The following is a 21,445-nucleotide window of genomic DNA, read 5'->3' as shown; positions in this document are numbered from 1 at the left end:
CCGCGAGGTGGCTGGCGTGCGCCGGATCTGTTTCACGCTCCAGGTTCGTCCGGATCGTCTGGACGAGTACCGGCGCCGCCACGCCGCCGTCTGGCCGTCGATGCTGGCCGCCTTGCGATCGGCGGGCTGGCACGACTACTCCCTGTTCCTTCGCGAAGACGGCCTGCTGGTGGGCTATTTCCTGACGGCAGACCTGGACGCGTCCCTGGCCGCGATGGAGGCCACGGAGGTCAACGCCCGCTGGCAGGCCGAGATGGCACCGTTCTTCGTCGACCAGCCCGGCGAGCGGCCGGACCGCGGCTTCGTGGTGCTGGACGAGGTGTTCCACCTGTGACCGAGGCAGCGCGACGACGTGCCTGACTCGTAGCATGGTCCGGGTGACCGACACTGACTGGAGCGCCGACCTCGCTGGCACCGGCGGCTACGCCGACGTCAACGGCATCAACCTCTACTACGAGCGCTACGGCGCCGGGAGCCCGTTGATCCTGCTGCACGGCGGCCTGGGCTCGGGCGAGATGTTCGGGCCGGTGCTGCCGCTGCTCGCCGCGGCGCACGAGGTCATCACCGTCGACCTGCAGGGCCACGGCCGCACGGCGGACGTCGACCGGCCACTGTCGCTCGACACGATGGCCGCCGACGTGGCCGCCCTGATCGAGCATCTGGGGCTGGGCCGAGCGGACGTGGCGGGCTACTCCCTCGGCGGCGGCGTGGCGATGCACGTAGCGGCAAACCACCCCGACAAGGTAGGCCGGCTCGTGTTGGCGTCGGCGTGGCTCCGCACGGACGCGATCTACCCGGAAATGCGCGCGATGCAGGGCCAGGTAAGCGCCGCGGCGGCCGAGTTCATGGTGGACACGCCGATGTACCAGCTGTACCAGCGGGTCGCACCACGACCGGAGGACTTCGGCCGGCTGCTGGACAAGATCGGCGCCTTCATGCAAACCGAGATCGACTTCACGGACAAGGTCAGCGCGCTCTCGGTCCCGACGATGGTGGTGGGCGCGGACGCGGACCAGGTCCCACCGACGGCCTTCATGGACGTCTTCGCACTGCTTGACGGCGGCAAGCGAGACGGAGGCTGGACAGGCGAAGGCCGCCCAGCAGGCGGCCACGCCCTGGCCATCCTCCCCGGCCTGACCCACTACTCGATCTTCAGCTCACCTCTGTTCGCCGCGGTCATCCTCGACTTCCTGGCCCAGAAGCAGAGTTAGGTCGTTCTGGGCTGGATCGCCAGTGGCATCGATCGATGCGGGCCTGGAGACACCGTGGTGAAGCCAGGGTGAAACCGGGTCCGCGCACTCTTCCTCCCAGGCGTGGCCGGTCGGGCCGCGGTTACGGGAGGACGGGCATGACGCGCGTGCCAGCAGGGGTGGCGGTCGAGGTGGCCGGGCTGCGGAAGGCGTTCGGCGACAAGGTGGTGTTGGACGGGGTCGATCTCGAGGTTCGCAGCGGCACGATCTTCGCCCTGCTCGGCCCCAACGGGGCCGGCAAGACCACCGCCGTGCGGATCTTGTCGACGTTGATCAAGGCGGACGGTGGGCAGGCCCGCGTCGCCGGGCATGATCTCGTCAAAGAGGCCGACGACGTGCGTGGCGCGATCGGGGTCACCGGGCAGTTCTCCGCCGTCGACGACCTGCTCACCGGCGAGGAGAACCTCCTCCTCATGGCCGACCTGCACCACCTCGGCCGGGTCGAGGGTCGCAGTCGGGCCGCCGAGTTGCTCCGTCGCTTCGAGCTCACCGACGCCGCCAGGAAGGTGGCTTCGACCTACTCCGGTGGCATGCGCAGGCGGCTCGATCTCGCTATGACGCTCGTCGGTGACCCGCGGGTGATCTTCCTCGACGAGCCGACCACAGGGCTCGACCCCCGCAGCCGCCGCACCATGTGGGAGACCATCCGGAGCCTGGTGGCCAGCGGGGTCACGATCTTCCTGACCACCCAGTACCTCGACGAGGCCGACGAGCTCGCCGATCGCATCGCCGTGCTCGATCAGGGCAAGGTCGTCGCCGTCGGGACCGCCGAGGAGCTCAAGCGAGGACTACCCGGCGGTCACGTGAGGCTTCGCTTCGCCACAGCCGAAGAGCTCGACGCCGCGGCTCGGTTGTTCGCCCACGCGGCCAGGGACGACGACGCGCTCACCCTCGAAGTGCCCAGCGACGGCGGCGTACGCGCGCTCAAGGCCCTCCTCGACCAACTGGAGCGGGCGGGCGTCGAGGTCGAGGACCTCTCCGTACACACGCCGGATCTTGATGATGTGTTCTTCGCCCTCACCGGGCACCCCAGCGAGGAGAAGGAGGCCGCCCGATGAGTGACGCCATGACCATGCTGCGCCGCAACGTGAAGCACACCCAGCGCAACCCGATCGTGCTGATCATGACGATCGCGTTGCCCGTGTTCATGCTGCTGCTGTTCGTCGGGATCTTCGGGAGCGCCTTGAACCTCGGCATGGGGCAGGCGGCCCAGGGCGACTACATCAACTACGTCGTGCCCGGGATCCTGCTGATGGCCGTCGGCTACGGGGCCAGCCAGACCGCCATGGCCGTCAACCAGGACGTCACGACGGGCATCATCTCGCGGTTCCGCACGATGCGGATCTCCCGCACGTCCGTGCTCACCGGGCACGTGATCGTGTCGACCGCCCGTACGCTGGTCAGCTCCGTGCTGGTCGTCGGTGTCGCCGTGCTGATGGGCTACCGGCCCGATGCCAGCCCGACCGGCTGGCTCGCCGCCGCCGGGCTCGTCGCGCTCTTCACGCTCGCCCTCACCTGGCTCGCCGTCGCGGTCGGCCTGGCCGCGAAGTCGCCCGAGGGCACCACGCCGTTCCTGTTCGCGGTGCAGCTCCTGCCGTTCGTCAGCAGCGCGTTCGTGGCGCCGGAGTCCATGTCCGGGGCCGTGCGCTGGTTCGCGACCCACGAGCCGTTCACGCCGATCATCGACGCGATGCGGGCCCTGCTGCTCGGCACGCCCGTCGACGACAACGGGATCGTCGCCGTCGCCTGGTGTGCCGGGCTCACGCTCGCCGGCTACGGCTGGGCGCGGCTGCTGTTCCGCCGGGACCCGGTGACCTGAGCCAGCGCCTCCGAACGCAGACCCGCGGAATCGAGGCCGGCGTACGACGACACCGCGTCGGCGTACGCCGGCCCGTCCGCCTCGACGCCGATCGACGAGATGCGGGACGGGGTCAGGTCGGGCTGGAGTCCGCGGATGACGCCGAACCGCTCGGCCAAGGCGATCAGGCGCGCCGCCCGCGGGCCGGACGAGGCCACCGCCATGGCCAGCAACAGCGAGCCGCACACCGGGAACATCGTCGGCGGCGCTGTCGGCAGCAGACCGGCCAGCATCCCCGGCAGTGCGGCCACGACGGACGAGACCTCGGGCAGCCGGCCGTAGCGGGCGTGCATCAGCACTGCCCCCGCCTCGGCCTCGAAGGGCCACAGGCCGAACTCCGTGCCTGAAGCGGGATAGTCGGCCGCCTGCCGCCACCACCGCAGCCCGCCGTCCACGTCGCCGCGGCCCAGCTGGATCTGCGCCCGCGCGCACAGCTCGAAGCGCCCCGCGTCGACCGGGTCGTCGCCTCTCTCGAGGATCGCTTCCGCGAGACCGCGCTCGGCCTCGTCGTACGCGCCGCGTTGAAGATTGGCCTGCACCAGCGCCCACCGGCCGCGCGTCATCGTCGACCAGCCCAGCCGCTCGGCGATCGACAACGCCGTCGCGATGTGGCGGTACGCGCCGTCGCCGGGCTCGACCGTCAGGCACAGCTCGCCGATCCGGCTGTGGGCCAGGGCCTGGATCACCTCCAGGTCGTCGCCCTGGAGGCACGCGAGCATCCGCCGGGCCGAGGCCAGCGCCCGCGAGAGCTCGTTGGCCTGCTCCTGCCGGTAGCTCAGCACGTAGTTGGCCATGCCGGCCAGCAGCGGCCGGTCGTCGTCGGCCATCCGCTCGAGCGCCGCCGTGTCGCCGGCCCGCAACGCGCGGTCGATCGCCCGGATCGGGGTGTCCGGCGGCGCGACCGGCAACCGGCGCAGAACGGCCAGGGCACGCGACGGGCTCAGGTCCGGCATCACGGACGCGATCATCGCGTTGAGCACCGCGGCCAGCCGGGTCGCCTCGACGAGGTCGGGACCGGGCCGGAAGTGCGACAGCACCCACGAGGTGTCCTTCGCCAGCGCGACGAGGCGGGTGAAGTTCGACTCGGTGGTCCACAGGGTCCCCAGCAACGCCGCCGTCGCGGCGACGGTCGCCCCGTCCTGTCGGTCGAGGGCGTAGCGCAGCGCCTGGAGCAGGTTGTCCTGCTCGCCGCGCACCGCGTCCACATCGGGCAGACCAAGGTCCGACGTGGACGGCCAGAAACCGGGATCCCTTGCCCAGCCGAGGAATCGGTCCACAGCGGCCGTGGTCTCGGCAGCCTCGTCGCGGCGGGCCGTGCTGAACTCCCGGACCGTCTCCAGCATCCGGAACCGTGTGCCCGACGCGCCCTCGGTCACCCGGAGCAACGACTGGTCGACCAGCTCCTCCAGGACGAGATCCGAGCCCAGCACGTGCCGGGCCGCCGCGGCGGTGAAGCCACCCGGGAACACCGACAGCATGCGCATCGCCGCCTGGGCCGCGGGGGCCAGCAGGTGCCAGCTCCAGTCGATGACGGCGTGCAGCGTGCGGTGCCGGTCCGGGGCGTCGCGAGTGCCGCCGCGCAACAGCTCGAAGCGGTCGTCGAGGCGGCGGGCGATCTCGGTCACGGACATCACGCGTACGCGGGCCGCCGCGAGCTCGACAGCCAGCGGGAGCCCGTCGAGCCGGGCGCACAGCTCACCCACCACCGCCGGCGGCAGGTCGGCGTCGGGCCGCGTCGCCCGCGCCCGCAGGCCGAACAGCTCGACCATCGTGGGGAGATCGAGCGAGGGGAGCGGGTAGACCGACTCGGCCGCGAGCCGCAGCGGCGCCCGGCTGGTGGTCAGCACCCGCAGGTCCCGGCTCGCCGACACCAGGGAACGCACCAGCTCGGCGGCCCCGTCGACGACGTGCTCGCAGTTGTCCAGCACCAGCAGCGCGGCACCGGGGCCGAGGGTGTCGACGATCGCGGCGGCCGTGTCCCGACCGGTCGGCAGCCGGCCAGGCCCGGACAGGCGCGCACCGAGGGCGGAGGCCACCTCGCCGGCCACGTCCTCGTCGGTGGCGACGCCCGCGAGCCCGACGACGTGGACCGTCCGCTGTGCCGCCTGCCGGGCGACGGCGTTGGCCAGCCGCGTCTTGCCCAGCCCGCCGGAGCCGACGATCGAGACCACCCGGGACGTACGCAACATCTCGGCCACCGTGGCGACGTCCTTGTCCCGGCCGAGCATCGGGTTCGGCTCCTCCGCGACCCCGTGCCGGACCGCCGGCGCGTCACTGGCGAGCAACGTTTGGTAGACCTGTCGCAGCGCCGGCCCGGGATCGCTGCCCAGCTCGTCCCGCACCGACCGGCGGTAGGCGTCGTATCTGGCCAGGGCCGCCGCCGCACCCACCGTGGCCGCCTCGGAGCGCAGCAGCTCGGCCAGCACCTCCTCGTCGCGCGGCTGCGCGGCGGCCAGCTCCCGGAGCGGCTCGAGGGCCTCGGCGGGCCGACCGAGCCGGGCCAGCGCCAGCGCGCGCCCCCGCACCAGGGAGCGCCTGACCGGCACTCGCTCCGCCCGCACCGTCGCCAGCGGGTCGTCTCCGGCGTCGGCGGCCGCGCCCTCGAACAGCGCGAGGCCGGCGTCGGCCGCGGCGAGCGCGGCGGCGTGGTCACCGACCGCGGCCGCCCGGGAGCTCGCCTCCGCGTGCAGCCGCACGGCGGACGCGTCGATCTGGTCCGCGCTCAGCGTGAGGCGATAGCCCGTGGGGGTCGACGCGATGAGGTCAGCACCGAGCCGCGCCCGCAGCCGCGACACCAACAGCTGCAACGCCTTGGCCGGGTGGTCGGGGCGCTTCTCCGGCCACAGGTCCTCGATCAGCCGGCCGGTGCTGCTGCCGCCCGTGCTGGTCGAGTCGGCCAGGAGCGCGAGCAGGTTCTGCGGCCCCGAGCCGGTGATCTCCTGGCCCCGGTAGGCCACCCGCGGCAGCAGGACCAGCTCGACCGTCACTCACGAGAGTCTAGCCAGCGGGCCGGGTCGGCCTCAGGCCGCGAAACCGTCGATCGCCGCGCCGAGGTCGTCGCCGGTCAGCGGCTGCTGAAGGTCGCTGAGCAGGCGGGCCAGCCCGGGCAGCACGTACTCGTCGCCGGCCAGCGCGACCGCCACGAAGCCCTGGTCCGGGACCAGCAGCATGGCCGCCCGGTGACCCGGCAGGCGGCCGTTGACGAACAGCTGGCCCGAGGGTCCGAGCGCCCAGCCCAGCCCGTACGCCATGGGGTCGTCCGGCGCCGTCCGCGGCCGGCGGGTCTCGGCCAGCAGCGGCGGGTCGCCGATCAGGCGCTCGCCGAGGGTCAGCAGGTCCGGGACGCCGGACCACAGGCCGCCGCTGGGACGCCGGCCTCGCGGGTAGTCGGCGAACCCGAGGAAGCCGGTGCCGTCCAGCTCCCAGGGGCGCAGCAGGTTCTTGAGAACGGCCAGCTCGTAGGACACACCCGTCACGGCGGCGAGAACGGCACCGGCCAGGAAGTAGTTGCCGTTGTAGTAGGACCACCGGCCGCCTGGTGGACGCGCGTTGCCGGCGCGGACCACGAGCCGGGCGGCCTCCTCGACGGCGAACGTCCCGTCGCCGAGCTCGGCCACGGCCGCCGCGTCCACGTCCTCGCGGAGTCCCGAGACCTGCCCGAGCAGCTGCTCGACGGTCAGGGAGCGGTCGGCCCGCCAGTCGCTTGCCAGCATCGGGAGCAGCTCGACGGCGGGCGTGCTGATGGGGATGCCCCGTTCGGCCATGGTCAGCACGACCGTGGCGGACGTGACCGTCTTCGTCAGCGACGCGATCCGGAAGCGCGCGCCGGCGCCCCGCGTGGCCACGGTTCGCGTGCCGGCGGCGGAGACCCCGACCGCCAGGGCCGGTGCGGCACGCAGGTCAGCGCGCCGCTCGAGCTCGTCCTGGAGATTCACCAACCGGATCTTGCCGTACGCCGCGGGCCGGCGTCGAAACGAGGCCCGCCAGCACCCCGCCGATCACGAGCAGTCCGCCGAGTACGTCGGTCGGACGCACCGCCTCGTCCAGGAGCAGCGCGGCGCTGGCGATGCCGAACAGGGGCACCAGCATGGCGAACGGCGCGATGGTCGAGGCGCCGTACCGGCCGATCAGGTGCCCCCACGCGGCGAAGCCGCCGAGGGTGGCCGCGCCGGCGACGAAGAGCACGGCGAAGACGGCGCCGGGCGTCACGTCCCGCAGCGCCGACAGGTCCTTCGCCGGACCGTCGACCAGCAGCGACAGCAGGATCAGCCAGGGCGACGCGAGCGCGCTGACCCAGACCATGAAGCGCAGCATGTCCGTGGCGCCGGCCCTCCGCGTGGCCACATTGGACAGACCCCAGGCGGCGGCCGCGGCGATCACCAGCGCGAACGCGCCGCCGGGCAGGGCGGCGCCGAGGCCGACGGCCACGATCAGCACTCCGACGGCGGCGACGGCCAACCCGGCGAGGCGGCGCCGGCCCGGTCGCTCCTTGAGCAGGAACACCGCCAGCAGGACCGTGAAGATCGCCTGGCTCTGCAGGACGAGTGACGAGAGGCCGGCCGGCATCCCGGCCGCCATGCCGGCGAACAGCAGGGAGAACTTGGCGACGCCGAGGGCCAGGGCGACGGCGAGGACCCAGCGCCACGGCACCCGGGGGCGACCGACGAAGAAGACCGCCGGCACCGCCGCGACGGTGAAGCGCAGAGCGTTGAACAGCAACGGTGGGAAGTGGTCGAGCCCGACCCGGATGACGACGAAGTTGACGCCCCAGAGGGCCGTCACCCCGACGGCGAGGGCGATGTCGCGTGGTTTCACAAGGTCATCGTTCTGGTCGCGGACGGTTTAGCACCAGCGATGCTTTCTTCATCGTCCAGGTAGCCTCACTACATGATCGAGGTGGGTCGGCTGCGGGCGCTCGACGCCGTGGCTAGTTACGGGACGGTACTCGCGGCCAGCGCGGCGCTGCACTGCACGCCGTCGGCGGTGTCGCAGCAGCTCGGCAAGCTCGAGCGGGAGACCGGCGCCACACTGGTCGAGAAGGACGGCCGGCGGATCCGGCTGACCGAGGCCGGCCGGGTGCTGGCCGCCCACGCCGCCAAGGTGCTGGCCGCCCTCGACGAGGCCGAGGCGGCGCTGGCCGCGCAACGGGACACCGTCACCGGGCGGGTGACGATCGCGGCGTTCGCCACCGCGTGCCGGGGGCTGCTGCCGCACGCGCTGCACCGGCTGGCGGCCGATCACCCGGACCTGCGTACGGGCCTGGTCGAGGGCGACCCGCACCATGCGCTCGACCTGCTCCAGCGCGGCCACGTCGACCTGGCCGTCCTCGACGACTGGCCGGAGGCCGCCCTGACCTGGCCCGCCGGGATCGCGACCGCGGAGCTCGGGCTCGACGTCGCCGACCTGGTGGTGCCGACCGGCCACCGCCTCGCGTCCGCGGCCGGGCCGGTGCGCCGCGACCAGCTCCTCGGCGAGCGGTGGATCGCGGCTCCGCCGGGTGCGATCTGCTACGAGTGGCTGATGCGGGTGCTGCCGGGCGTCGAGCCGGACTTCCTGGTGGGCGAGTTCGAGACCCAGCTGACCCTCGTGGCGTCGGGCCTCGGCGTGGCGATGCTGCCCCGGCTGGCCCGACCGACGCTGCCGTCCGGCGTGGTCACCCTGGCGGTCGCGCCCCGGCCGACCAGGCGGGTGACGGTCGCGTGGCGGGCCGCCTCCGCCGCGCGGCCCGCCCTGCGGGAGACGGTCGTGGCGCTGCGGGAATCGTGGGAGCGATCGTACGGGTAGGCTCGTACCATGATGGCGATGTCGCAGCCCACCCGGGAGCAGTTGGACATCTCGCGGGTCCTCGAAGCGCTGTCGAACCCGATCCGCCAGCGCGCGGTCGCCAGGATGGCGGCGGACAGCGCGTACCGGTACACGTGCGGCGAACTCCTGTCGGAGCTGCCCAAGTCGACCGCCACCCACCACTGGCGGATCCTGCGCGAGAGCGGCGTGGTCGGGGTCTACCGCACCGGCCGCGAGTTCCGCGCCGGGCTTCGGCGTGAGGACCTCGACGCCCGCTTCCCGGGACTGCTCGACGCGATCCTCGACGCGGTGCGGGCTGGCTGACTGCCGGCTCACACTGGGTTGAGCACGGTTCGATAGTACGCGTACGTTCGTACCGTGCCACAGACCCGCAACCGCCTGATCCTGCCCGTGCTCCTCCTGGGCGTCCTGTCGTACGCGTTGATCCAGTCGCTCATCGCCCCCGTCCTGCCGGTGATCCAGCAGGACCTGGGCACCACGCAGAGCACGGTCACCTGGGTGCTGACCGCCAACCTGCTCTCGGCCGCGATCTTCACGCCGATCCTGGGCCGCCTGGGCGACCGGGCCGGCAAGGACAAGGTGCTGCTCATCGCCCTGATCGCCCTGGCCGCCGGCGCGCTGCTATCGGCCGTCGCACCGAACATCGGCGTCATGCTCGTGGGCCGCGCCCTGTCCGGCGTCGGCGGTGGCGTGCTGCCGTTGGCGTTCGGGATCGTCCGCGACGAGCTGCCCCGCGAGCGGGTCGCCGGCGCCGTCGGCCTCATCGCCGCGCTGCTCGCCATCGGCGCCGGCCTCGGCATCGTGCTGGCCGGTCCGATCGTCGACCTCCTGGGCTACCGCGCCCTGTTCTGGCTGCCCGCGCTGGCCGTCGTGGTCGCCGCCGTCGCGACCCACTTCCGCATCCCGGCATCGGAGTCGCGCGCGCCGGGCCGGTTCAGCTGGACCGCCTCCGGCCTGCTGGCCCTCTGGCTGGTCAGCCTCCTGGTCGCGCTGACCGAGGCGGCGTCGTGGGGCTGGGGCTCGGCCCGGGTGCTCGGCCTGCTCGCGCTCGCGGTCGTGCTCCTCGTGGCCTGGATCGTCGTGGAGACGCGATCGGAAAGCCCACTCATCGACATGCGGATGATGCGCGCGCCCGCGGTCTGGACCACGAACCTGGTGGCTCTGCTGTTCGGCATCGGCATGTACGGCCTGATGGGCTTCCTGCCGGCCTTCATGCAGACGGTTCCCGCCGCCGGCTACGGATTCGGCGCGAGCGTGACCCGGGCCGGCCTGCTGATGCTGCCGCTGAGCGTGACGATGTTCGTGTCGGGCCTTGCCGCCCCGCGCCTGACCCACCGCTTCGGCGCGAAGGGGGTGCTGGTCGGCGGCACGGTCTTCGCGGTCGGGTCGTTCGTCTTCCTCACGCTGGCCCACGGCTCACAATGGGAGATCCTGATGTCGATGGCGATCCTCGGCGTCGGCTTCGGGGCGGCCTTCGCGACGATGTCCAATGTGATCGTGGCGGCGGTGCCCGCGCACCAGACGGGAGCCGCGAACGGCATGAACGCCAACATCCGCAGCATCGGCGGCGCGATGGGCGCGGCGGTGATGGCCAGCATCGTGGGCGCGCACGTGTTGCCGAGCGGGTTGCCGACGGAGAGTGGCTACACGGTGGGATTCGCGGTGCTGGGCCTGGCCTGTGTCGGTGCCGCGTTGGCTGCCTTGCTGGTGCCGCGCAACCACCACTACGTGGCCGCCGCGCCGCTCGTCGAGGAGGAGTCGTACGCGGAGGCGGCCGTGGCCGGGGTTCCAGGGTTGGCCCGCTGACGTCAATGCTGCCATCGTTCTGGAATGACGGCGATCGTTGGGCTGGTGGAGTTGGGCACGGTCTACATCGGAGGCGACAGCGCCGGAGTGGCCGGCATGAGCCTGACGGTGCGCGCGGACGCCAAGGTGTTCCGGAAGAAGCGGTACGTGTTCGGCTTCACGACGTCGTTCCGGATGGGCCAGCTCATCCGCTACTCGCTGACGCTGCCGAAGCCAACCGGCAACCTGGACGCGTTCATGTCGACAACCTTCATCGACGCGCTGCGGGACTGCCTGAAGACCGGGGGTTGGGCAGCGAAGGAGAACGAGCGCGAGGAAGGCGGCACGTTCCTGGTGGGCGTGGCGGGTGAGCTGTTCGCGATCCACGACGACTACCAGGTAGCGAAGGCCGCCGACGGCTTCGCCGCCGTAGGGTGCGGAGACCAGATCGCCCTGGGAGCGCTGCACGCGACAGCGAACGCGAACCTGTCACCACGCCGCCGCGTGATGAGCGCCCTGGCGGCGGCCGAACGCTACAGCGCGGGCGTACGCGGCCCGTTCATCTGCCTCAAGAGCCGATAGAGGTGGTCGCCCAGCACGGCATGCGCACCGGGAGCGGCGGGCCGCCGATCCGCTACGACGCCGTCGAGCGCTGTCTGAACGCCGTGGCCGGGCATGCGGCCGAACTCGCCGCCTCCGTTCATCTGCCTCGCATCGGCTGTGGGCTGGCCGGCGGCCGCTGGGAGCGCATCGAGCCGCTCGTCGTCGCTGCCCTCTGTGCTCGCGACATCGTCACCACCGTCTACGACCACGACTGACGACGCGTTCCTCCAGGACATCAGCCCCGGTAACCAGCTCAAGGGGACCATGGTCACGTGACGCGTAGCTCGCGGATCACGCCGTGTCGTTTCAAGGCCCACGCCAGTCGCCGGACGGGTCGGTGCCGCAGCAGCAGGAGCGTCACCTGCCCGACCAGCGCGACGCGACGCCCCCGGAACTCGTCCTCCGCCACCTTCCACACCAGCGCCCGGATGTTCGGTGACTCGAGGGCGTCCCGGAGCTCCGCGCGGACCGCCGGATCGTCCAGGGCCGACCGGATCGCCGAGGCGAGGCCGGGACGGTGCGCGAGGCCGTCGGCGATCGCGGCCGTCAGGCTGTGCCGGATGTCGTCGGTCTCGATCAGCAGCAGCACCGCCCGGCGGATCTCGGCGGTCTCCAGTGCCGACCGCAGCAACTCCATGCCCCGGCGCCGCACCTCGTCGTCCTGGTCGTCGACCGCCAGGGCGGCCAACAGCGACGTCACCTCGTCGAGGTCGATCAGGTGCTGCAGGCCCGCCCGGAAGTCGGGTCGCTCCCAAGCGCCCAGCAGCACCTTGACCACGTTGCGATCCATGCCTCCCACCTACCCGACGGGCAGGCGGGCCGAAACGGCCTCCTCACTCAACGGACGACCAGGTTTCCGCCGGCCAATCTGAGCTCCTGGCTCTTCGCCCCGGTCCACTCGGACGAGAAGAGCAGCGCGTTCCCGTTCCACAACGTCACCGCGAACGAGTCGGCCGACCCCGGCGATCCCCGGTCGCTCACGGCCACCCGCAGGGTCAACCCGGAGGCAACCAGCGTCGGGGACGAGCCGGTGACGTCGTTCAAAGTGGCCTGAGCCCGGAGATCAGCCCGCGCCACCCCGCCGCCCGAGCTGGACCCCAGCGACGAGACAGCCGTCGAACGGATCTCGTACGTGCGGCTCCCGCTCTGGAACCGCACGAGGCTCGGCGTGAGGTCGACCTGCGACCCAGCCCGCGCGGGATAGATGCCGGCGGACCTCAGCGGCCGGATGGTGCCGCTGCCGCTGACGGAGCCACGCGCCTTGGCCACCGTGACCAGCCCGGTGTCGCCGCCCGTGTAGTGGCCGTCGACCGAGACCGTCACGGTGTGCGCGCCCAGCGACAGCGGCGCGCTGCAGGACGCCGACCCGACGGTGGCGGCGTCGCCGACCAACCCGACCGGCGCGCTGCACAGCGTCGTCCCGCCCTCCGTGAACGTCACCGTGGCGTTGCGGACGTCGCCCGGAGCCCGGTCGGTCGGGGCGGCCAGCGCCGAACCGTCCCGCACGGTCGCCCGCAGCACCGCGGTGCCACCCGAGACGAGCGTGTCACCGGTGTACGTGGCCTCCGCGTCCTCCCGGCCCACCACCACCGTGAACGACGTGGTCCCGGCGATGCCACCGGAGTCGGTCACCGTGACCGTGACCGGGTACGAGCCCGGAGCGGCCGTCGTGGCACCGGCGACGGTCCAGGTGCGCGTGCCCGGCCGGACCGAGTCACCGGACGTCGACGCGACGGCCAGCGACAGCCCTGCCGGCAGACCCGCGGCCGTCGCCGTCAAACCCGACCCCGCGGTGTCCGCGTCGCTTGCCCGCACCGTCACCCGGGGCGACAGCGCGTCGCTGTACTGCACCTGCGTGACCCCGCCCGGAGCGTCCGACGACACCACCGGCACCGCCTGGATCGTCAGATCGGCGTCGTTGAGGTCGAAGAAGACGTTGCCGACCGCCTCGATCTTGATCCGGCCCGCGGTCGTGCCGACGTTCGGCAGCGTCACGGACTCGACGCCGTCGTTCGCCGTGCTGGCAGCCAGCACATGCGGGAAGGTCGCGCCGCCGTCAACGGACAGCGAGATCCGCACCGAGGCCGCGTTGACCGGGGCCACATCGGTGCCGGCGACGTCCCAGCTCAGATCCAGGGCCTCGCCACCCACCACGGTGGTCGCGACCGACTGCGAGGTGACCAGGAACGGCCCGGCCGCGGGCGCGAGCGTGACCGCGACCTCGGCGTTGCCGACCCCACCGCCGCCGGAGTGCCCGTCGCGCGCGGTGAGTCGGAAGTGCATCGTCCGGTCGTTGTCGAACCCCACCCAGTCCGCGGTCGGCAGGAACTCCGAGTAGCAGTCGCGGACCTCGGGCGGCACGTTGGACCCGCCCGACGTCGGTGGCGGCGGTGCCGCGGGACAGGTGCCGGTCGCCGCGTTCGTGTTGCCCGCCGCGATCTGGGCCAGGTCAGGGAACACCCGCGTCGGGTCGGCCCGGACCGCGTTCTCGCCGGGGGAGTAGTACTCCAACGTGTCGGTCGGGCTCACGACGGCGGCCGTGCCGAACTGGCGGAACAACGGGCCGTTGGTCTTCACGTTGTTGACCAGCGCCGTCCCGACGGTGCTGCCGCCGGCGAGCCCACCGCGGTCGTTCTGCTCCCACAGGTACGTCAGCGTGTCGCCCTCGGCGTCGGTGGCGCTGCCCGTCAGTGCGAACGGCGTCCGGACCGGGATGGTCACGGCGTCGGGAACGGTGACGACCGGCGCGTGGTTGCCGGTCTCGGTGACCACGTTGCCGCCGTTGTCGATCGGGCCGCCCTTGGCCGTCTCGCCGACGAACCCGGAGGCGCCGACCAGGTCGGCGAGGCCGAGTGCGTCCACGTTCGTGGCTCCGGTGAACGTGACCTGGAACCCCGCGTCGGTCAACGCGCCGCTGCCCCCGAAGGCGGCCGTGGTCACCGTCGTGCCGGCCGGCACCAGGGCATCGATCGCCGCCTTGAGGTCCGCGAGCGTGTAGTTGACCCCGCGCACGAGCGGCGCGGAGGTGACCCCGCCGAACGAGACGGTGAACGAGTCGCCGTCCGCGTCGAAGTCCCGCAGCGAGACCGTCTGCACCTCGTTGATCGCGGGCCGGCTCGACGTGATGTACGTGGTGATCTCGGTGAAGCTGCGCTGCGACCAGTACGGGTCACTGTGGGGCTGAAGGTCGTCCTGACGGCAGATCCCCGCGTACGCCATGATGGACGATCCACTGCCCGGCTCGACCGAGTTCGCGGCGCTGCGGTTGCCACCGGAGCAGTTGAGCTGCGTGCCGTTGAAGGTGTGGTTGCCGCTGAACTGGTGACCCATCTCGTGGGCGACGTAGTCGACGGCGTAGAAGTCGCCGACCGGAGTGGGCAGACCCGTGCAGCCGCGCGCCTTGCCGTCACCGCCGACCACGCCCAGGCCAGCCACGCCACCACCGGCGACACCGAGCCCGAGGTGGCCGACGTCGTAGTCGCTCGCCCCGACGAGCTGCCCGAGCACGATCCGGTTGCGGTTGAGCGCCCCGCTGGTGCACGCGCTGAGCTGCGCCGGGGTGAAGCACGCCGAGGCGCCGCAGGGCCCGTTGGGCTCGGTCGCCAGCGCCGCGGTGTTCAGGTTGGTCCGGTCGGTGTCGTTGACCAGCACCAGCCGGATGGCCGTCTCGTCCTCGTAGACCTGCGTCACCCGGTTCATCAGCGTGACCTTCGCGGCGGTCACGTTCTCGGCCCCGAAGAAGGTGGCGTACGACGGGTCGGTGACCAGCGCGACGCGGTACGTGCGCAGCGACACGGGCGCCCCGGCGACCGCCGCGACCTCGTCCGACAGGGCCGACGCCGCTGTCGCGACGTCCTCCCGCTCGACGAACTCACCGTGGCTGTCGCTCAGGTCGCGGCCGTAGTAGCTGGCGTACAGGCTCTGGTCCTGGTTGTAGTACGGGTCGATGTACCACGCGCCGCGCGGCGACCGGACCGACGCGTGGAACCCCAGTGGGGTCAGGTCGGCCCGGATCGTCGCGGACGGGTCGTCGATGCCCTTGCCGGCGTACGTCCTGATCTCCGGATGCTTCGCCGCGAGCCCGGCCTCCATCACCGGGGAGTCGACGAGCGCGAAGCGCTGGAAGCCGCCCGCCGGCGCGGGGAGCGAGACCACCAAGGGGGCCGCAGCCGCCCGGGCGCGCTCGGAGGGCACCTTGGCCAGCGCCGACGTCAGCGCGGCCCGGTCGAGGGTGTGCGTGGCCATCCGCTTGGCCCGCACGTCGGCCCGGTGGACCCCCTTGGCCGCCGCCGGCTTGCCGGTGACCCTGGTCCAGGGCGCCTTCGGGTCGGGCGCGGCGGCGGCGGGTGTCGGCGCCACCATCGGCAGCAGCGCGGCCGTGAGCGCGGCGACCACGACGGCGGCGAGACGCCTCCCGCGGCCCGAGCCTCGATTGTGGACAGAACGGGTCACGGCCATCTGGACTCATCTCCTTCGACGGGCAGACGCACCGACACCGTAGGCAGTTGATCGATGCCGTGACCATGGTCCGTACGGAGGAGAAATCGAAAACGGTCAACGCTTGCGGATGACGGCCTCCAGGTAGTCCATCCGCAGCACCAGGGTGGCGTCGTCGGAGACGTCGAAGCGCTTGACCACCTCGACCATCTCGGCCTTCAGGTCCGCCGCGCGGTCGGGTGAGAGGGCGGCCAGCGCCTTGTGGGTCGGGCCGTAGAAGGTGCCGAAGAACTCCGCCTGGTGCTCGGGCGAGGGGAACCGCCACAGGAACTCCCGGGCCGGCGCGTCGATCGTGACCGACGGGCCGAACAGCTCCCTCAGCCGCTCGGCGCTGCCCCACAGCGCCGGCGGGAGCAGCCCGGGCGGGGGCGGCACGTAGCGGCCGAGGGTCTGGAAGAGCTGACCGACGTAGCTGTCCGGGGTCCAGTTCACCATGCCGATCCGGCCGCCGGGCCGGCACACCCGCAGCAGCTCGGCCGCCGTCTTCTCCTGGTCGGGGGCGAACATGGCGCCGCAGGTCGACAGGACCGCGTCGAACGAGTCGTCGGCGAACGGCAGGTCCTCCGCGTCGCCCTCCTGGAACGAGGCCTCGAGGCCCTCGGCCCGGGCGCGCCCGCGGGCGCGGTCCAGCAGCGCGGGCACGTAGTCGACGCCGGTGACCTGGCAGAAGCGGCGCGCGGCGGCGAGGCTCGCGTTGCCGTTGCCGCAGGCCACGTCCAGCACCCGTTCGCCGGCGCGCAGGTCGACGGCCTCGCAGAGCCGTTCGGCCGTGAGCAGCAGGCGCGTGCCGACGGCCGAGTAGTCGCCCGAGGCCCAGGTCGCCTGCTGCTTCTGCTTGATGACAGTGGTGTCCATTGTGGTCCCTCCTGAAGTGGATAGGAGAGACGCTAGGTCTCCTCCGCCGTGGACGAATCGGGGACGAATCCCCAACTCCGCGGCGCCGGCTCCCCATCTTTCGGTGGCGCGATCCCTAGCTCGGCGGCACGCACGGCGGCCGCGTGCCGGGACCCGACAGCGAGCTTCGCGAGTACGGCGGACACGTGGTGGCCCACGGTCTTGGCCGACAGCGACAGCCGGTTGGCGATCTCGGCGTCGCTGTGGCCGTCGACGAGCAGCGCGAGCACCTCGACCTGCCGCGCGGTGAGGCCGGCCGGGTTGGCGGACGTGGACCGGGTCGGCCCGCGGGGCACGCGCACGCCGCGGGTGCGCAGTTCGCGGCGCAGTCGCGCCGCCGTCTGCCGGGCGCCCAGCGCGTCGAGCACGGCCAGCGCCGCCAACACGGCCTCGTCGTCGCCGCGCGCCAACGCCAGAGCGCGGTGGTAGGAGCAGCCGAGCTCCGACCACGCGGCGGCCGCCCCGCGCCAGTCGCCGCCGAACAGCAACCGGTAGGGCTCGGCGGCGACCAGGTCGTCCGGCACCGGCGTGCCCGCGAGCCGAAGCCAGTGGCCGAGCTCTCCCACGAACCACGGATGCGCGGCCTCGATCGCGAGCGCGAACGTCCGCTCCAGAGCGGGATCCGTCCCGCCGCTCAGCCACCGGTGCTCGGCCCGCGCCGCGACCGCCGGAGCGATCCATTGCAGGTCGCCGGTGGCGAAGGCGCGCTCGACTGCCTCGTCGAGGGTGTCGCCGGCGCCCGGATCGCCCCGCCTGGCCCGCAGGAGGCCGAGGGGAACCAACGCGTCCACCACCCGGGCGCCACCGTGCACGAGCTCGGCCAGCGCCTCGTGCGCGTCGCGTTCCGCGCCGGCCCAGTCGCCCCGGTCCAGGCGCAGGCGCGCCCGATGACCGAGCAGGTGCTGGGTGTAGCCGGCCAGCTCACGCGGCCGGGTGAAGGCGAGCGCGCGCTCCAGGTCGTCGCCGGCGTGGCGGTAGTCGCGCCACTCGGCGGAGGTGGTCGCCAGGTTGCACAGGGCCCGGGCGGCATGGTCGTCCAACCCGGACGCGACCGCGACCTGGAAGCCCTCCTCCAGGTCGGCGCGGCCGCCGACGTCACCGCCCTGGAGCCGGGCCGTGCCGATGTTGGTCAGCGCGTGGGTGAGGATCTCCTGGTCCGCGAACCGCCGGGCCAGCTCGATGGCCGGCGCGGCCCACCGCGCCGCGGCCTTCGGGCGGTAGGCCAGCATGTCCAGCTGCGCCTGGTTGCTGTAGGCCATGGCGAGCCGCGGACCGGGTGGCAGCTCGCGCAGCACGGCGATGGCCCTGGCCGCCGACTCCTCGGCGGCGCGCCGGTTGCCGTCCCACCAGTGCAGCCGCGAGAGCCAACGGAGCCCGTCGCCGACCTTCTCGCGGTCGCCGGCCGCCTCCCGCAGCGCCAGCGCGGACCGGCGGGCCTCGACCGCCTCGGCGGACAGCCCGGCCAGATAGCACTCGACCGAGTAGCCTTCGAGCACCTCGGCGGGTACGGGCGCACCGAGCCGCTCCGAGTGCGTCAGCACCGCGCGGTAGTGGCCGACGGCCTCCCGGTGGGCCGCGACCGCGGCCGCCTGCCGCGCCGCCTCCGGCCCGTAGCGCAGGACGGCGCCGTCGTCGCCGGCCTCGCGGGCGTGGTGCATCAGCCGGGCCACGTCGACGCGACCGCCGGTCAGCACCGCGAGGATCCGCCGGTTGAGCTCGCGGCGGGCCAGCGCCGACAGCGAGTCCTCGACCGCCCGCCGGAGCAGCTCGTGGCGAAAGCCGATCGTGTCGTCCCGGACGACCAGCAGCCCGGCCGACACCGCCGCCTCGACCGCCGCGGCCGGCGCGTCCACGAGCCGCTCCAGCAGCCAGAGCTCGGCCGCGGTCGGGATCACGGCCACCAGCCGCAGGACCTCCCGGGCGTCGTCCGGCAGGCCGCCCACGCGGGCCAGCACCAGGTCGCGGATGGTCATCGGCACGCCGGCGTCGGCCGTGGCCAGCACCTCGGTGACCAGCAGCGGGTTCCCGCCGGTCAGGGCGCGCAGCCCGGCGGCGGGCCGGCCGGCCCGGTCGGCCAGCACCGCGACGGCCGCCTCGGACAACGGTGACAGGGGCAGCCGCCGCACCGACCCGGCGGGGAGCCGGCCGACGACGGCGCGCAGGGGGTGGTCGGCCGCGAGCTCGTCGTCGCGGTAGGTCACGATCAGCAGCGCCGTCGTGTCGGCGATCCGCCGGCCGAGGAAGACCAGCAGGTCCAGCGTGGCCTCGTCGGCCCAGTGGGCGTCCTCGACGACCACCACCCACGGACGACCGTGCCCGTCGAGCTCGTCGAGCAGCGCCGTGAACAGCTGCTCGCGGGACCCGCCGGCCCCCAGCAGCGCGGCCAGCCGGCCACCCGTCTGGCGTCCGAGGTCGTGCAGCGGACCGAGGGCACGCGGGGTGAGCAGCGGGTCACAGGCGCCGAGCAGGAACCGGGCCTGCGCCGCGTGTTGCCGGGCGAAACGCCGCACGAGGGAGGACTTGCCGATCCCGGCCTCGCCCGTGACGAGGACGACGCGGCCCCGGGCGGCGGCCAGCGCCTCGGCCAGCGCGTCCAGCACCGCGGCACGCTCGAGCAGCTCCATCGGGAGCGACGCTACCGGCTTACGGAGGCTCGATGCCTCCGTCGGGACGGCGGATCCGCGTCGACCACCGTTCGTGGCCGTAGTGCCGGGGTGGGTACTTCGCCGCCGCCTTCTCGTCGAGGTCGATGCCCCAGCCGGGCTCGGGCGACGGCGTCAGGTAGCCGTTCGTGTGCCGCAGCGTGCCGGGAAAGACCTCGTGCACCTCCTCGGCGTACACGTGGCCCTCCTGGATGCCGAACGCGTGGCTGGACACGTCGAGCGCCAGGTTCGCGGCCATCCCGACCGGTGACACGTCGGCGGGGGAGTGCCATGCGGTGCGCACACCGGCCAGCTCGCACAGAGCGGTCAGCTTGCGGGCCGGGGTCAGCCCGCCGATCGCGGAGATGTGCAGGCGCAGCAGGTCGACGCCGCCGGCCGTGACGAGCCGGGCCGCGTCGGGCACCGAGCCGACCTGCTCACCGGCCGCGATCGGCACCGGCGCCGCCGCCCGCAGCTCCGGCAGCCGGTCGTAGTGCTCCGGCGCGATCGGGTCCTCGACGAAGAACAGCCGGTAGGGCTCCAGCGCCCGGCACAGGACCAGTGCCTGCTTGACCGTCAACCGGCTGTGCACGTCGTGCAAGAGCGAGACCTCGTCGCCGAGCGCGTCGCGGGCGGCCGCGAACAGCGCCGGGGTGACCGCCAGGTACCGCTCGACGTCCCAGCCGTCCGCGTAGGGCGACGACGGGTACGCGCCCGGGATGCCCGGCGCGCCGTAGGTGCCGACGCCGGGGCCGCCGGTCTGCAGCCGCACATGCCTCAACCCGGAAGCCACCAGGGAACGGGCGTGGTCCACCGTGTCGGCGATCGTCGCGCCGCTGGCGTGCAGGTAGATCGGCACCGCCGCGCGGACCCGGCCGCCGAGCAGCTCGTAGACCGGCATGCCGGCCCGCTTGCCGGCGATGTCCCAGAGCGCCATGTCCACACCGGACAGTGCGTTGTTGAGGACCGGGCCGTTCCGCCAGTACGACGAGAGGTGCACCATCCGCGTGATGTCCTCGATGTCGGCGGGATGCCGGCCGACGATCAGTTCCGCGATGTGCTCGACGACCGCCGCCACCGCGCCCGCGCGCTGGGTGAACGTCGCGCAGCCCAGGCCGTACAACCCGTCCTCGGAGGTGTCGACCCGCACCACGACGAGCGTCGCCTCGGGCGCGGTGACGATCGCCCGCACCCGGGTGATCCGCAGCCCGTCGCGCGCCGCCCAGGGTGGCTGGGCCTCCTCCATCGTCATACCGGCTCCTCCTCGTCCAGCGTGCGTGAGCCTAACGGCAGCGGGCGCGCGGCCGTGAAGCCGAGCAGCCTCCGGGCCGGCTCCAGGTCGACCGGGAGCGTCCGACCGGGGAACCGCGCCCGCACCGGCACGCCCGGCAGGAAGGCCGCCAGCAGGTCCTCGGTCGGATAGGGCGCGAGCGTCTCCGGCGCGGCCACGAACAGGATGTGGGAGCCGACCGGCGCCGCGGTCAGCCCGAGCAGGCAGGCCGCGGCCGCGTCGTCGACGTGGAGGTAGGACCACAGCTCCAGGGCGCCCGAGGCCGGATCGGCGCGGAACTCCTCGGACCGCCGGGTGAGGCGGTCGACGCCGCCCAGAAAAGGGAAGCGCAGCGCCGTCACCGCCACCCCGTGCCGGCGGGCGACCATCGCGGCGGTCGCCTCGTCGGCCTGCTTCGACAACGCGTACGGGTCGGAGACCTGCAACGGATGCCGGAGGTCGATCGGCAGGTAGACCGGCTCGAGCGGGACCTGTGCCCAGGCCAGCCCCAGCACGGACATGCTGCTGGCCAGCACCACCCGCTGCACGCCGGCCTGCGCCGCGTGGTGGAGCACCACGAACGTCGCCCTGGTGTTGCCGCCGAACACCGCCAGCGGAGTGTCCAGCGTCGGCGCCGGGATCGCGGCGAGGTGGATCACCGCGTCGACGTCGGCGAGCGCCCGGCCCACCACGGAAGGGTCGCCGGCATCTCCCACCACGACCCGGTCCGCCGGCAGGTCGCCGGGGTCGACCCGGTCCAGCGCGGTGACGGGGACGCCGTCCGAGACCAGCGCCTCGAGCACCGCGCGGCCGAGCAGCCCCGCGGCGCCCGTCACCAGCA

Annotated in this window: 18 protein-coding genes; 9 read left to right on the top strand and 9 right to left on the bottom strand. The window is 73.1% G+C overall.

Annotation, left to right across the window (positions count from 1 at the left end; all coding sequences use genetic code 11):
* Positions 1-16 precede the first annotated feature (16 nt).
* From AB0J88_RS10980 to AB0J88_RS10965, 4 genes are all read left to right on the top strand, one after another.
* Positions 17-334 (top strand): L-rhamnose mutarotase, encoded by a 318-nt coding sequence (locus AB0J88_RS10980; protein WP_364361661.1) that lies wholly within the window; start codon positions 17-19, stop codon positions 332-334.
* Between the two features lie 43 nt (positions 335-377).
* Positions 378-1,211: an alpha/beta hydrolase gene (locus AB0J88_RS10975; RefSeq protein WP_364361659.1), complete on the top strand. Its 834-nt coding sequence runs from the start codon at positions 378-380 to the stop codon at positions 1,209-1,211.
* Positions 1,212-1,348: 137 nt separating this feature from the next.
* A complete protein-coding gene (locus AB0J88_RS10970; RefSeq protein ID WP_364361657.1) occupies positions 1,349-2,308 on the top strand; it encodes an ATP-binding cassette domain-containing protein in 960 nt (319 codons plus the stop codon).
* Positions 2,305-3,069, top strand: a complete 765-nt coding sequence (locus tag AB0J88_RS10965) for an ABC transporter permease (protein WP_364361655.1) — start codon at positions 2,305-2,307, stop codon at positions 3,067-3,069. Before AB0J88_RS10970 ends, AB0J88_RS10965 begins: the two co-directional genes overlap by 4 nt.
* On the opposite strand, the gene AB0J88_RS10960 is transcribed toward AB0J88_RS10965, so the two are convergent.
* From AB0J88_RS10960 to AB0J88_RS10950, 3 genes are read right to left on the bottom strand one after another with little or no spacing between them, the layout of a single operon-like run.
* Entirely contained in the window at positions 3,024-6,095 is a 3,072-nt protein-coding gene (locus tag AB0J88_RS10960; RefSeq protein WP_364361653.1) for a BTAD domain-containing putative transcriptional regulator, read from the bottom strand. The genes AB0J88_RS10965 and AB0J88_RS10960 overlap by 46 nt on opposite strands.
* Before the next feature lie 33 nt (positions 6,096-6,128).
* Positions 6,129-7,043 carry a serine hydrolase domain-containing protein gene (locus AB0J88_RS10955; protein ID WP_364361651.1) on the bottom strand — a complete coding sequence of 305 codons (915 nt, stop codon included), beginning with the start codon at positions 7,041-7,043 and terminating at the stop codon, positions 6,129-6,131.
* Positions 7,009-7,923 (bottom strand): EamA family transporter, encoded by a 915-nt coding sequence (locus tag AB0J88_RS10950; protein WP_364361649.1) that lies wholly within the window; start codon positions 7,921-7,923, stop codon positions 7,009-7,011. Before AB0J88_RS10950 ends, AB0J88_RS10955 begins: the two co-directional genes overlap by 35 nt.
* A gap of 72 nt (positions 7,924-7,995) precedes the next feature.
* Between AB0J88_RS10950 and AB0J88_RS10945 the strand changes: the two genes are divergently transcribed.
* From AB0J88_RS10945 to AB0J88_RS10925, 5 genes are read left to right on the top strand one after another with little or no spacing between them, the layout of a single operon-like run.
* Positions 7,996-8,892, top strand: coding sequence for a LysR family transcriptional regulator (locus tag AB0J88_RS10945; RefSeq protein WP_364361647.1), 897 nt, complete (start codon positions 7,996-7,998; stop codon positions 8,890-8,892).
* A gap of 18 nt (positions 8,893-8,910) precedes the next feature.
* Positions 8,911-9,216 carry a helix-turn-helix domain-containing protein gene (locus AB0J88_RS10940; RefSeq protein WP_364361645.1) on the top strand — a complete coding sequence of 102 codons (306 nt, stop codon included), beginning with the start codon at positions 8,911-8,913 and terminating at the stop codon, positions 9,214-9,216.
* A 54-nt stretch (positions 9,217-9,270) separates the two neighbouring features.
* Positions 9,271-10,719, top strand: coding sequence for an MFS transporter (locus tag AB0J88_RS10935; protein ID WP_364361643.1), 1,449 nt, complete (start codon positions 9,271-9,273; stop codon positions 10,717-10,719).
* Positions 10,720-10,743: 24 nt separating this feature from the next.
* Positions 10,744-11,280: a hypothetical protein gene (locus tag AB0J88_RS10930; protein ID WP_364361641.1), complete on the top strand. Its 537-nt coding sequence runs from the start codon at positions 10,744-10,746 to the stop codon at positions 11,278-11,280.
* 2 nt (positions 11,281-11,282) lie between these two features.
* Positions 11,283-11,516: a hypothetical protein gene (locus AB0J88_RS10925; RefSeq protein WP_364361639.1), complete on the top strand. Its 234-nt coding sequence runs from the start codon at positions 11,283-11,285 to the stop codon at positions 11,514-11,516.
* A 53-nt stretch (positions 11,517-11,569) separates the two neighbouring features.
* On the opposite strand, the gene AB0J88_RS10920 is transcribed toward AB0J88_RS10925, so the two are convergent.
* The 6 genes from AB0J88_RS10920 to AB0J88_RS10895 all read right to left on the bottom strand — a co-directional run bounded on the left by AB0J88_RS10920 (position 11,570) and on the right by AB0J88_RS10895 (position 21,440).
* Positions 11,570-12,091, bottom strand: coding sequence for a hypothetical protein (locus AB0J88_RS10920; RefSeq protein WP_364361637.1), 522 nt, complete (start codon positions 12,089-12,091; stop codon positions 11,570-11,572).
* Between the two features lie 47 nt (positions 12,092-12,138).
* Positions 12,139-15,759, bottom strand: coding sequence for a M12 family metallo-peptidase (locus AB0J88_RS10915; protein ID WP_364361635.1), 3,621 nt, complete (start codon positions 15,757-15,759; stop codon positions 12,139-12,141).
* 96 nt (positions 15,760-15,855) lie between these two features.
* A complete protein-coding gene (locus AB0J88_RS10910; protein ID WP_364361633.1) occupies positions 15,856-16,653 on the bottom strand; it encodes a methyltransferase domain-containing protein in 798 nt (265 codons plus the stop codon).
* 32 nt (positions 16,654-16,685) lie between these two features.
* Positions 16,686-19,316, bottom strand: a complete 2,631-nt coding sequence (locus AB0J88_RS10905; protein WP_364361631.1) for an AAA family ATPase — start codon at positions 19,314-19,316, stop codon at positions 16,686-16,688.
* 19 nt (positions 19,317-19,335) lie between these two features.
* Positions 19,336-20,586 (bottom strand): enolase C-terminal domain-like protein, encoded by a 1,251-nt coding sequence (locus AB0J88_RS10900; RefSeq protein ID WP_364361629.1) that lies wholly within the window; start codon positions 20,584-20,586, stop codon positions 19,336-19,338.
* A complete protein-coding gene (locus tag AB0J88_RS10895; RefSeq protein ID WP_364361627.1) occupies positions 20,583-21,440 on the bottom strand; it encodes an NAD(P)-dependent oxidoreductase in 858 nt (285 codons plus the stop codon). Before AB0J88_RS10895 ends, AB0J88_RS10900 begins: the two co-directional genes overlap by 4 nt.
* Positions 21,441-21,445: the final 5 nt, after the last annotated feature.

Origin of the sequence: Asanoa sp. NPDC049475 (genome assembly GCF_040676915.1) — a bacterium.
GTDB lineage: Bacteria > Actinomycetota > Actinomycetes > Mycobacteriales > Micromonosporaceae > Asanoa.
Note: the sequence above shows the minus strand (reverse complement) of the source record. Positions and strands in the feature narration are given on the sequence as shown.

Bases quoted from the DNA above. Each gene is read 5' to 3' on its own strand.
- AB0J88_RS10905 (WP_364361631.1), bottom strand. From the start codon at position 19,316: ATGGAGCTGCTCGAGCGTGCCGCGGTGCTGGACGCGCTGGCCGAGGCG.
- AB0J88_RS10900 (WP_364361629.1), bottom strand. From the start codon at position 20,586: ATGACGATGGAGGAGGCCCAGCCACCCTGGGCGGCGCGCGACGGGCTG.
- AB0J88_RS10940 (WP_364361645.1), top strand. From the start codon at position 8,911: ATGTCGCAGCCCACCCGGGAGCAGTTGGACATCTCGCGGGTCCTCGAA.
- AB0J88_RS10965 (WP_364361655.1), top strand. From the start codon at position 2,305: ATGAGTGACGCCATGACCATGCTGCGCCGCAACGTGAAGCACACCCAG.
- AB0J88_RS10970 (WP_364361657.1), top strand. From the start codon at position 1,349: ATGACGCGCGTGCCAGCAGGGGTGGCGGTCGAGGTGGCCGGGCTGCGG.
- AB0J88_RS10920 (WP_364361637.1), bottom strand. From the start codon at position 12,091: ATGGATCGCAACGTGGTCAAGGTGCTGCTGGGCGCTTGGGAGCGACCC.
- AB0J88_RS10930 (WP_364361641.1), top strand. From the start codon at position 10,744: ATGACGGCGATCGTTGGGCTGGTGGAGTTGGGCACGGTCTACATCGGA.
- AB0J88_RS10915 (WP_364361635.1), bottom strand. From the start codon at position 15,759: ATGGCCGTGACCCGTTCTGTCCACAATCGAGGCTCGGGCCGCGGGAGG.
- AB0J88_RS10910 (WP_364361633.1), bottom strand. From the start codon at position 16,653: ATGGACACCACTGTCATCAAGCAGAAGCAGCAGGCGACCTGGGCCTCG.
- AB0J88_RS10945 (WP_364361647.1), top strand. From the start codon at position 7,996: ATGATCGAGGTGGGTCGGCTGCGGGCGCTCGACGCCGTGGCTAGTTAC.